Genomic DNA, 10,803 nt, shown 5'->3' with positions numbered 1-10,803 from the left:
CTGACCGCGCACCCGCCCCGGGGGGGGGGGGGGGGGGGCGGCGCCCCCCCGCGCCCCCCCCCCCCCCCCCCCCACCCCCCCCCCCCCCCCCCCCCCCCCCCCCCCCCCCCCCCCCCCCCCCCCCCCCCCCCCCCCCCCCCCCCCCCCCCCCCCCCCCCCCCCCCCCCACCCCCCCCCCCCCCCCCCCCCCCCCCCCCGCCCCCCCCCCCCCCGCTTCTCGTTGTGCAGCGCGCCATCGGCGCCTCGCGTCAGACGCGCGACTGCACCTCGGCCAGGGACGGGTTCGTCGCGGTGCTGCCGTCCGGGAAGACCAGCGTCGGCACGGTCTGGTTGCCGCCGTTGACCTCGGCGACGAGCTCCGCGGTGCCGGGGGTCTGCTCGATGTCGACCTCGCGGAACGGCACGCCCGCCTTCGACATCTGGTTCTTCAGCCGGGCGCAGTAGCCGCACCAGCTCGTCGTGAACATCGTGACGCCGCCGGCCTCGGGCACGAACGCGTCGCGGGTGACTGTCTCGCTCATGTGCCCAGGCTAACCCCGCCGGTTCGGGGAACCCCGGTGACCCCTGGTAGACAGGACCGCGTGACGGACACCCACCTCGAGATCGAGCGTACGTACGACATGCCCGAGGGCGACGACCTGCCGGACCTCATCGGCGTCGGCAGCATCGCCCGGACGGAGCGCCAGGAGCCGTTCGGCCTCGACGCCACCTACTGGGACACCGAGCGGTACGACCTCGTCGCCTCGCGGGTGACCGTCCGCCGACGGACGGGTGGCCCGGACGCGGGATGGCACATCAAGCGCGCCGCGTCGGACACCGTCCGGCACGAGCAGCACTTCGCCCTGACGGACGATCCCGACACCGTGCCCGACGAGGTCCTGGCCGCGCTGTTCGCCGAGCGCCGGGGCCGCGGCCTGCGCCCCGTCGTCCGCATCACCACCACGCGGGCGGTCGTGCGGTTGCTCGACGAGGACGACGACCAGGTCGCCGAACTCGCCGACGACCGCGTGGTCGCCCAGCGCCTCGACGACCACGCGCCCGCGACCCCGCGCACCTGGCGCGAGGTCGAGGTCGAGGTGGCCGAGGGCGTCGACGAACAGGTGGCGCACGAGCTCTTCGCCGCACTCGACGGTCGCTTCGCCGACATCGACGCGCACCCCGCGGCGGTCACCTCGAAGCTCGCCCGCGGCCTGGAGGGCGCGCCCGCCGCCCGGCTCCGCACGGCGGAGAAGCCGGAGAAGCACACCGCGGCGCGGGCACTGACGAAGCGCCTGCGCAAGCTGCGATCGACCCTGCTCGCCCTCGAAGGACAGCTGCGCGCCGGGGCGGAGACGGACCTCCGCGAGACGGCGAGGACCTCCCTCGACATCGCCGCCGTGCTCGGCTCGTACCGTCCTGCGTTCCCGGCGACCCCGGCGACCGACCGAGCAGCCGAGGCCGCGGACGCCCTCGCCGCCGTGACGGCGCGCGCTGCGCTGGCCGACTACCTCGTGGAGCGTCTGCCCCACGCATCGACGCCGGCACAGGACCTGCTCGTCGACGCGATGACCCGGGAGCGGGTGCTCGCCGCCACCCGCGAGCGCCGTGCCGTCGCGGTCGGCGAGGTCACGGCCTTCCTGCACTCCGAGCGCTACCTCGAACTCCTCGACGCCCTCGACGACGCCGTCGAGCGTCCGGCGCCGACGGCGTGGGCGCTCCGGTCGCCGAAGCACGTCGCTCAGGACGTCTCGGCGGTCGAGAAGCCACGCGTCCGTGACCTGGTCCGCAACGCGGTCGGGGACGACGACGAGAGCGTCGGCCCTGTCGACCGTGAAGCCGCCGACCGTGCGGCGACCGAGACCGCCTGGCGCGCTGCGACCCGCGCCCGGGCGGCGATGGACGTGCTCGGGGACGACGCCTTCCCGCACGCGCTGTGGAAGCGCATCGGGGACGCCGCGGACGTGCTGACCGAGCGGGTGCGCTCCCTGCACGCCCTCGACGTGCTCCGCATGCACTCCGGCATCGCCGAGCGTGGTGGTGAGGGGACGTTCGGGTACGGCGTGCTCGCGGGGGACCGCGTGCGGCTCGCCGAGGACTCGTACGACCAGGCCGTGCAGGCACTCAACCGCGTCTGACGCGGCTCGGCGCGCTGCGTCGCGCAGCATTCCGTGGGAGCGACAGGACTCCACCGAACTCCGGTGGAGTCCTGTTGCTCCCGCGGGACGATCGGCAGCGGCGGCGCTCAGCCGGCGGCGATCGGCTCCGCTGAGGCCGCCGCGGGGTTCACGTCGGCCAGGCCGAGCACCTCGAGCAACCAGGCGAGCTCGAACGCGCGCTCGCGCCACGAGTCGTACCGGCCGCTCACGCCGCCGTGCCCCGCGGCCATCTCGGTCTTCAGCAGGACCGGCGCCCCGACCTCGCGCAGCTTCGCGGTCCACTTCGCCGGCTCGACGTAGAGCACACGGGTGTCGTTGATCGACGTCACGGCGAGGATCCGTGGGTACTGCACGTCGTCGCGCACGTTCTCGTACGGCGAGTACTCGCTCATGTACCGGTAGACCTCGGCATCGTGCAGCGGGTCGCCCCACTCGTCCCACTCGATCACCGTGAGCGGCAGGTCCGGGTCGAGGATGCTCGTGAGCGCGTCGACGAACGGGACGGCGGCCAGGATGCCGGCGAAGCACTCCGGCGCGAGGTTCGCGACCGCGCCCATGAGCAGGCCACCGGCGCTGCCGCCCTCGGCGACGAGACGGTCGGCGCTCGTCCGACCGCTCTCGATCAGGTGCTCGGCGACCGCGACGAAGTCGGTGAACGTGTTCTTCTTCGTCAGCGTCTTGCCGTCCTCGTACCAGTGCCGCCCCATCTCGCCGCCGCCCCGCACGTGGGCGACCGCGAAGACGACGCCGCGGTCGAGCAGGGACAGGCGCATGACGCTGAAGCCCGGGTCGATGGAGTGCTCGTAGGAGCCGTACCCGTAGAGGTGCAGCGGCGCCGGGCCGTCGGCGTCCACCGCGTCGCGGCGCCAGACGAGCGAGATCGGCACCTGCGTGCCGTCCGGGGCCGTCGCCCAGTCACGCTCCTGCACGTAGTCGGCCGGGTCGTAGCCGCCGAGGACCGGCTGTCGCTTGAGCACCGTGACCTCGCCGGTCGCCAGGTCGAGGTCGCTGACCTCGGACGGGGTGACGAACGACGTGTACCCGATGCGCAGGGTCGGCTGCTCCCACTCGGGGTTGCCGCCGAGCCCTGCCGAGAAGAGCGCCTCGTCGAAGGGGACCTCGTGCGCGTCGCCGTAGCCGTCGCCCTCGATCGGGATGACGGCGACGCGGGGGAGCGCCTCGGCCCGGTACTCGAGCGCCAGGTGCCCGGCGAAGGCGTCGACGGACTCGATGCGGCGCTCGGTGTGGTGCGCGACGACGACGCGGCGGTCGTGCTCCGAGGTGGGGTCGTCGGCGGGGACGTCGACGAGTTCGAAGTTCTCGGCGCCGTCGTTGTGCAGCACCAGGAAGCGGTCGCTCCCGCCGACGATGGCGTGCTCGATCTCGTACTCGACCCCCTCGCGCCGCGGCCACACGACCCGGAACTCGCCGGTCGGGTCGGCGGCGTCGAGCACCAGTGCCTCGGACGTGATCTTGGAGCCGAGCTCGATGACGATGTACTGCGACGAGCGGGTCACGCCGACGCCGACCCAGTAGCGGTCGTCGGACTCCTCGAACACGACGACGTCGTCGCCGGTGGCGCTGCCGACGGTGTGCCGCCAGATGCGGTCCGGACGCCAGGACTCGTCGACGGTCGGGTAGAACACGTAGCGCCCGGACGGGTCGAAGGTCGCGCCCGAGCCGGTGTCCGGGATCTCGTCGCCGAGGTCGGTGCCCGTCGTGAGGTCGCGCACGTGCAGCGTGTAGCGCTCGTCGCCCTCGACGTCGACGCCGTAGAGGAGACGGGTCCCGTCGTCGCTGATGTCGTAGCTGCCGAGCGAGAAGAAGTCGTGCCCCTCGGCCAGGGCGTTGCCGTCGAGGACGACCTGCTCCCCGGGCAGGGCCGTCGCACCCTCGTCGACCGCGGGCGGCGTCCAGTCGTCCGGGCCGGTGATCGGTGCGCGGCAGTGCACGCCGTACTGGCTGCCCTCGGCCGTCCGCGTGAAGTACCACCAGTCGCCCATGCGCACCGGGACGGAGAGGTCCGTCTCCTGCACGCGGTTCTTGACCTCGGCGAAGATGCGGTCGCGGAGGCCGGTCAGGTGCTCGGTCTGTGCCTCGGTCCAGGCGTTCTCGGCCTCGAGGTGGGCGAGGGTCTCCGGTGACTCCTTGTCCCGCATCCACTCGTAGTCGTCGACGAACTCGATGCCGTGGTGGATCCGCGTGACGGGCCGCTTCGCGGCGGTCGGCGGGGTGGCCTGGGCGTGCTCACTGCTCACCACGCCACCCTATGCGCCCGGGCTTCGACACCTGCTCGAACGCGCTCGGCGAAGGCGTCGAGTTCGGCCGCCACCGCGGGCGCGATCCACGCACGGCGACGGCGACGGGCGGTCACCGGTCGGAGGACCCCGGCGCGGCACAGGTCGGTGACCGTCGTCTCGAGCAGCGTCTCGGCCGTCCCCGAGACGTCGCCCCGCGCGATCGCGCGGCGGAGGAGCTCCTCCGCGTGGTCCTCCGTCAGGACGGCGTCCTGGTCGAGCGCCCGCCCGAGCACCGCGTGCGGGCCGGCGGCGCAGGTCGTCGCCGCACGGTCCGCGGCGACCTCGTCGAGCAGCAGCCCCGTCACGAGCGCCTCGTCCGACCCCGCGCCCACGGCGATCGCGACGTCGCGCACCCACGCGTCCACGTGTCCCTCGCGGTACTGCGTCAGGTGCTGGAAGTACCGGGTGCGCTCGGCGACCAGGACGGACGAGACGGGTGGACTCGCGGTCCGCGTCGCACCCCGGTGCCGCAGGACCGCCGCGACGAGCGCGCGACCGGTCCGTCCGTTGCCGTCGGTGAACGGGTGGATCGACTCGAACTGCGCGTGTGCGATCGCCGCCTGGGCCACGGGGTGCAGGTCGTCGCGCGCGAGGAACGCGAACAGGTCGGCCATGAGCGACGGGACGAACTCGGGCGGCGGTGGGACGTGGTCGGCGTCCCGTGGTGTGCGCCCGCCCCCGATCCAGTTCTGCACGGTGCGGTAGCGACCCGCGTGCGGGCCGTCCACGGGGTCGCCGCGCAGCAGACCACGGTGGGCGTCGAGGAGCGCGGTCTCGTCGAGGTGTCCGGCTCCGGCTGCCCGCACCAGGCGCTCGAGGGCGTCCCCGGCCTGCACCATCACCGAGGCGCTCGTGTTCGCGCGCACGCCCACCAGCGCCCGGGCGACGTCCTCGGCCGTGGCGTCCTCGTGCTCGATGCGCGAGGTCGCGACCGCCTCGGTCCGGGTGAGCAGCCGGTGCAGGGGACCGGCTCCGCCGTCCTCGTCGAGCGCCCGGAGCGCCGTCAGGCTCCGGTCGAGCAGTGCAGCGGTCGCTCCGTCGGGCTCCCAGTGCGCGTCGGCGATGCACGGTGGGACCGAAGCGGTGACGGTCGCCGCTTGCCGGACGGTCCGGTCGCCGCGGGTGGCGCTGCGCCACGGCCGGACGACGGTGTCGTGGGCGGGCCAGGGTGGTCGGGGTCGGGACACGGAGCCTCCTGCGTCGATCGTCGGTGTCGAGACGGTAGGACGGACGCGACCGCGGACGCCAGGGATCGGTATGTCGCGGGGACGACGGTGCTCCGCCGTACCGTGGTGGCATGCGCAACTCGTTCGTCGTCACCGGGGCCCACGTCGTCCCCGTCACCGCTCCGCCCTTCGACGGGGGTGCCGTCGTCGTGGAGGACGGCCGCATCACCGCCGTCGGCCCCGACGTGGCTCCGCCGCCCGGCCTCCCCGTCGTCGACGCCGCCGGCGCCTGGCTCGTCCCCGGGTTCGTCGAGTCGCACGGCCACGTCGGCATCCACGAGGAGGCGAACGGCTGGGCCGGCAACGACACCAACGAGATGACCGACCCGAACCAGGCTGCGGTGCGGGCGATCGACGCCGTGGACATCGACGACGAGGGGTTCCGCGACGCACTGTCCGGCGGCATCACGAGCATCGTCGTGAAGCCCGGTTCGGGCAACCCGATCGGCGGGCAGACCGTCGCGATCAAGACCTGGGGTGGTCGCACGATCGACGAGCAGCTCATCTCCGACGCCGTCAGCGTCAAGAGCGCCCTCGGCGAGAACCCGAAGCGCGTGTACGGCGACAAGGGGAGGACGCCGTCGACGCGCCTCGGCGTGGCGAAGGTCGTCCGCGAGGCGTTCGTCGCCGCGCAGGACTACCGCGCCGCCCGTGCGGCCGCCGCCGCGAAGGGGGAGCCGTTCACCCGCGACCTGACGAACGAGACGCTCGTCCGGGTGCTCGACGGCGAGCTCGCGTGGGACCAGCACGTCCACCGGCACGACGACCTCGCGACCGCGCTCCGCCTGGCCGACGAGTTCGGGTACCGGCTCGTCGTCAACCACGGCACCGAGGCGCACAAGATCGCCGACCTGCTCGCCGAGCGCGACGTCCCGGTGATCTACGGCCCGCTGTTCACGCGCCGCTCGAAGGTCGAACTCTGCGACCGCGGCATCCCGAACGTCGTGGCGCTCGCCGCCGCCGGTGTCCGCGTGGCCATCACCACCGACGCCCCGGTCGTGCCGATCGCGATGCTGGTCGACCAGGCCACGGCGGCCGTCAAGGAGGGCCTGCCCTGGCAGACCGCGCTCGAGGCCCTCACCACCAACCCCGCAGCCTTCCTCGGCTTCGGGGACCGTGTCGGCCGCATCGCACCGGGCTTCGACGCCGACCTCGTCCTGTGGGACGGCGACCCGCTGGCCGCGACCAGCCGCGCGACGCGCGTCTGGATCGAGGGCACGTCCGTGTACGAGTGGGCCGACGGGACGGGCGTCACCACGCCGCGCTGGTGACCGGATGACGGTCTGGAGGCTCGTGGCGGCCCCGCCACGGTCCTCCCGTCCGCAAGACGCAACCTCGGCGGTTGCTCGCAACGCCGTACCGCTGCGCGCAACCGCCGACGTTGCGTTCCGCGAAGGGGGCGCCGAGCGTCAGGCGTCGCGGGACAGCAGGAAGTCGTTGATGCGCTCGGTCATCGGCAGGTCCATCTCCCGCGCGACGCCGTTCACGGACCGGATCGGTGCCGCCTGGCGGACGCTCGACAGCAGCCACAGGGCGTCGGAGGCCTCCAGGTCGGCCAGCGTGACGAGCTCGTACGAGGTCGCGATGCCCTCGCCCTCGGCGAACCGGAAGACGTCGGCCTGCGTCGTCCCGGCCAGGATGCCGATGTCGGTCCGCGGCGTCACGAACCTGCCGTCGACGGACATCACCAGGTTCGCGCGGGTGCCCTCGAGCACGTACCCGTCCGTCGAGACGAAGAGCGCGTCGTCCGCTCCGCGGCGCTCGGCCTCGCGGAGCGCCGCCATGTTCACCGCGTACGACAGCGTCTTCGCGCCCTGCAGCAACCACGGCGAGGTCCGCTCGACGTCGTGCCGGTAGCCGCGGTCGAGCGTCACGACGGCGATGCCCGCCGTCCGCGCGGGCGTCTGGTCGCCGGACGGTGCCGCGTAGACCCAGCCGGTCGGTCGACCCGAGCCCTCGACGCCGCGGGTCATGACGGTCTTCGCGAAGGCCTCGTGCACCGGGTCGAGCCGGGCGCACACCGCCTCGATCGCCTGGCGCCACGCGTCGACGTCCGGCGTGGGCAGGTCGAGCATCGCCGCGGACCGCACGAAGCGGGCGAGGTGCGGTTCGAGCGCCTGCGGCCGCCCGTCGACCACCGTGATGGTCTCGAACACCCCGTCGCCGCGGATCGCCCCGAGGTCCTGCACCTGCAGGTGCTCCTCGAGCGGCTTCGCCCACGTGTACGCGTCGGCCTCGGGGTCGTGCGGGGCGGCGTCGCGCGAGGGCTGGTTGAGGACGGCGAGGACGGTGTCGGTCATGCCACCATCCAACCGCAGCACCGGGTCGGTGGTCGTCAGTCGCGCCCGGGGAGCGCGCCCATGAGCTTCCACACCGCCGGCGTCAGCTCGGGGTGCTGCAGGGCGATCCGGCGGAGCCGGTGGTACTCCTCGCCGAGCTCGGTGCCCTGCCCGGAGGCCGGGTGGCCCGCCCAGTGCACGCTGCGCTGCCCGATCGCGGCGTCGAGCTCGACGGCATCGGCGCGGAGGATGAGCACGACCTGCTCGTCGACGGTCGGGAGCGTCGGCATGAACTCCCACGGGTCCTCGCCCGCACGGCTGCGGTGCTCGACGATCATCGAGATCTCCTCGGCGGCCTCGGCGCGCAGCACTTCGAGGCTGCGCCCGGTCCTGCGGGGCTCAGCCATGGTGCCCCCGCAGCACGCCTGCCATGCCAGCGATCGTACGCCAGCGCGGAGCGTCCACCGGACACGTCCGCCAGACTGGGGACCGTGACCGAACGCGACGAGACGAAGTCCCAGCACGCCCCGGTCGTGGTCGTCTACCTGCTCCGTGACGGTCCCGACGGCCCCGAGGTGCTGCTCGGCGAGAAGCGTCGGGGGCTCGGGGCCGGGCGCCTCGTCGGTCCGGGCGGCAAGCGCGAGCCGGGGGAGCCGCCGGTGGCGGCAGCGGTGCGCGAGGTGGCGGAGGAGGTCGGTCTGCGGCTCGAGTCGGACGACCTGGAGGCGCGTGGCACGTTGGACTACCGGTTCCCGTTCCGACCGTCCTGGTCGCAGCGCTCGGACGTCTTCGTCTGCCGCCGCTGGCAGGGGACCCCGTCGGGCAGCGACGAGCTGGAGCCGCGGTGGGTCCCCGTCGACGCGGTGCCCTACGACGCGATGTGGGACGACGCGCGCTACTGGTTGCCGGGCGTGCTGGCCGGCGGGACCGTCACGGCGCGCTTCACCTTCGCGGAGGACAACGCGACCGTCTCGGGCTTCAGCGGCGAAGGCGTCTAGCGGGCGCCCGCACGACCCTGCTGGACGCGGGTGCTGCCGGTGCGCGCCTCCTCCGCGGCGGCGAGGACGTCGGCGTCCCCGCTGCGACCACCGAGCGGGCGGACGAAGAAGTCGACGATGCCCGCCGCGATCGCCCCGAGGACCGCGAACATCGCCCAGCCGACGAACAGCCCGGCGGTGTTCCGGCCGTCGGCGGGGGCGAGGAACACGCTCGCGGCGTAGAGCGCTGCCGCGAGCACGAGGAACGCCACGACGGCGGTGACGAGGACGCGGTGCCAGGCGGTGCGCGGGTGCATGCGGAACAGGATACGCGCGCTCCGGGGAGCGGCCGAGCGTGCGCGCGTCAGCGCTCGGCGTGCCGCCCGTGCTGGCGCTCGTCGGGCGCGCCGGTCCGCGTCGTGCGCGATCCTGCCGGCGCCGGGCGGCGACCGGACGCGTCCACGCGGGGGACGGGACGGGTGCGGGGGCCGGTGGCAGCGCCTCCCGGTCGCGCCGGGCCGGACCGGTCCGCCTGCCGCACCACGGGGATGCGTCCGGTCGGGGTGGTCTCCTGCTCGAGCCCGTCGCGACCGCCGGTGAAGACGTCGCCGGCGACACGCTCGTCCTCCCAGTCGTCGTCGCGCAGGACGCTCAGCGTGCCGGTCTCGGTCGAGGTCAGTCCGTGGCGCTCGAGCTCGGCGTCCCGCTGCTTCCCGAGGAACTCGCGGTTCGCGGTCTGCGCGTCCTGGAACATCGTCGTGCGGTTGTTCACGATCGCCGCGATGCGACGGCGCTCCCACCACTGCTTGCCGAAGAACATCAGCACGAGCCCGGCGGCGGCGTAACAGCCCATCGTGACCAGCCCGCGACCGAAGCCGGGGCCGACGCCGTAGATCTCGTGCTTGATCATGTCGACCATGCTCGAGCCGACCACGACGTGGTTGAGCCACGCAAAGGGCTCCGGCATGAACCACTTCGGGTACGCGCCGCCGGAGGACGGCATCGACAGGAAGACGAAGCAGATCATCGCGGGCGCGGCGATGAACCGGCCGACGAAGTAGCTCAGGCCGTTGACGGCGAGACCGATCGCGACGATCCAGCCCCAGGCGATGAGCACGAGTCCGATCCAGTGCCCGTGGATCGCGCCGACGACCGGGCCGGCGAGCGTGTTCGTGATCAGGGAGATCACGAGGCCGCCGACGACGATCACGGTCATGCGGGTGCGGTGCCGCAGCGGACCGCCCATGATGCCGATGAACATCGCGACCATGTAGCCGCCGATGCACCAGGCGAGCATGACGTACATCGCGACGGTGCCGTACTCGTCGTACGCGGGCAGCGGTGCGAGCTCGGTGACGGTCGGGGCGGCGACTCCGATCCCGGTGAGCACGCTGGTCAGCGTCGCGGGGACGAGCGAGGCGACCTGGAACTGGTGGGCGCTCGCCTTGAAGACCTCGTTCGCCGAAGGGTCGTACGCGACGGCCATCGTGCCGGCCAGGACGTCCTGCTTCGCGCGGGCCAGCGACTCGTACGTGTGGAACACGTACTCACCGGGCAGGGCCTTGCCGACGGCGGCGACGAGGGTCGGGTCGCTGCCGACCAGGGCGACGGGGACGCCGTGCGGGTGGGGAGCGTGGAAGGCGAAGACGTAGCAGAGGCAGAAGCCGACGATGAAGAACAGCGGCATCCAGAGCTGCAGCCCGATGAGCTGCAGCGAGGGGTGGAGCGTGCCGTACCAGCGGCGGTACCGGCTGATCCGCTGCGGCTCGGGCACCGGTGCCTGGCGCACGCGCCCCGCACGGCTGCCGGCGCTCCGGCTGCCGGCGACGGGAGCACCGCGACGTGGCCGCGAACCGCCCCGCGTCGAGGGCCGGGTCTGCCGGGGC

At 73.6% G+C, this 10,803-nt stretch carries 10 protein-coding genes; 3 read left to right on the top strand and 7 right to left on the bottom strand.

The annotated features are described in order from the left end of the window. Positions 1 to 248: 248 nt before the first annotated feature. Complete coding sequence (locus JOD95_RS16070; RefSeq protein WP_066653207.1) at positions 249 to 521, bottom strand: mycoredoxin; 273 nt, start codon at positions 519 to 521, stop codon at positions 249 to 251. A gap of 60 nt (positions 522 to 581) precedes the next feature. On the opposite strand from JOD95_RS16070, the gene JOD95_RS16065 reads away from it, so the two are divergent. Then, positions 582 to 2,114: a CYTH domain-containing protein gene (locus JOD95_RS16065; protein WP_209686094.1), complete on the top strand. Its 1,533-nt coding sequence runs from the start codon at positions 582 to 584 to the stop codon at positions 2,112 to 2,114. 107 nt (positions 2,115 to 2,221) lie between these two features. Here JOD95_RS16065 and JOD95_RS16060 read toward each other — a convergent pair whose 3' ends face one another. Both JOD95_RS16060 and JOD95_RS16055 read right to left on the bottom strand, forming a co-directional pair. Continuing rightward, positions 2,222 to 4,393: a S9 family peptidase gene (locus tag JOD95_RS16060; protein ID WP_209686092.1), complete on the bottom strand. Its 2,172-nt coding sequence runs from the start codon at positions 4,391 to 4,393 to the stop codon at positions 2,222 to 2,224. Continuing rightward, positions 4,390 to 5,622, bottom strand: a complete 1,233-nt coding sequence (locus JOD95_RS16055) for a Fic family protein (RefSeq protein WP_209686090.1) — start codon at positions 5,620 to 5,622, stop codon at positions 4,390 to 4,392. Before JOD95_RS16055 ends, JOD95_RS16060 begins: the two co-directional genes overlap by 4 nt. A gap of 110 nt (positions 5,623 to 5,732) precedes the next feature. On the opposite strand from JOD95_RS16055, the gene JOD95_RS16050 reads away from it, so the two are divergent. Next, positions 5,733 to 6,932, top strand: coding sequence for an amidohydrolase (locus tag JOD95_RS16050; protein ID WP_209686088.1), 1,200 nt, complete (start codon positions 5,733 to 5,735; stop codon positions 6,930 to 6,932). A gap of 138 nt (positions 6,933 to 7,070) precedes the next feature. On the opposite strand, the gene JOD95_RS16045 is transcribed toward JOD95_RS16050, so the two are convergent. Both JOD95_RS16045 and JOD95_RS16040 read right to left on the bottom strand, forming a co-directional pair. Then, complete coding sequence (locus JOD95_RS16045) at positions 7,071 to 7,961, bottom strand: aminodeoxychorismate lyase (protein WP_066653216.1); 891 nt, start codon at positions 7,959 to 7,961, stop codon at positions 7,071 to 7,073. Positions 7,962 to 7,996: 35 nt separating this feature from the next. After that, positions 7,997 to 8,347 (bottom strand): tryptophan synthase subunit alpha, encoded by a 351-nt coding sequence (locus JOD95_RS16040; RefSeq protein ID WP_066653218.1) that lies wholly within the window; start codon positions 8,345 to 8,347, stop codon positions 7,997 to 7,999. Between the two features lie 84 nt (positions 8,348 to 8,431). Between JOD95_RS16040 and JOD95_RS16035 the strand changes: the two genes are divergently transcribed. Next, a complete protein-coding gene (locus JOD95_RS16035; RefSeq protein ID WP_066653220.1) occupies positions 8,432 to 8,938 on the top strand; it encodes an 8-oxo-dGTP diphosphatase in 507 nt (168 codons plus the stop codon). Here the strand turns inward: JOD95_RS16035 and JOD95_RS16030 are convergent. Together JOD95_RS16030 and JOD95_RS16025 are read right to left on the bottom strand one after the other, a co-directional pair. Beyond that, positions 8,935 to 9,234, bottom strand: coding sequence for a hypothetical protein (locus tag JOD95_RS16030; protein WP_066653223.1), 300 nt, complete (start codon positions 9,232 to 9,234; stop codon positions 8,935 to 8,937). The two genes, JOD95_RS16035 and JOD95_RS16030, sit on opposite strands and share 4 nt — an antisense overlap. Positions 9,235 to 9,281: 47 nt before the next feature. Then, complete coding sequence (locus JOD95_RS16025) at positions 9,282 to 10,706, bottom strand: ABC transporter permease (protein WP_066653225.1); 1,425 nt, start codon at positions 10,704 to 10,706, stop codon at positions 9,282 to 9,284. Positions 10,707 to 10,803: the final 97 nt, after the last annotated feature.

Source organism: Curtobacterium sp. 1310, assembly GCF_017834105.1.
In the GTDB taxonomy this organism is placed as follows: domain Bacteria; phylum Actinomycetota; class Actinomycetes; order Actinomycetales; family Microbacteriaceae; genus Curtobacterium.
This window is presented reverse-complemented; position numbering and strand designations above follow the sequence as displayed.

Bases quoted from the DNA above. Each gene is read 5' to 3' on its own strand.
- JOD95_RS16070 (WP_066653207.1), bottom strand. From the start codon at position 521: ATGAGCGAGACAGTCACCCGCGACGCGTTCGTGCCCGAGGCCGGCGGC.
- JOD95_RS16050 (WP_209686088.1), top strand. From the start codon at position 5,733: ATGCGCAACTCGTTCGTCGTCACCGGGGCCCACGTCGTCCCCGTCACC.
- JOD95_RS16045 (WP_066653216.1), bottom strand. From the start codon at position 7,961: ATGACCGACACCGTCCTCGCCGTCCTCAACCAGCCCTCGCGCGACGCC.
- JOD95_RS16040 (WP_066653218.1), bottom strand. From the start codon at position 8,347: ATGGCTGAGCCCCGCAGGACCGGGCGCAGCCTCGAAGTGCTGCGCGCC.
- JOD95_RS16030 (WP_066653223.1), bottom strand. From the start codon at position 9,234: ATGCACCCGCGCACCGCCTGGCACCGCGTCCTCGTCACCGCCGTCGTG.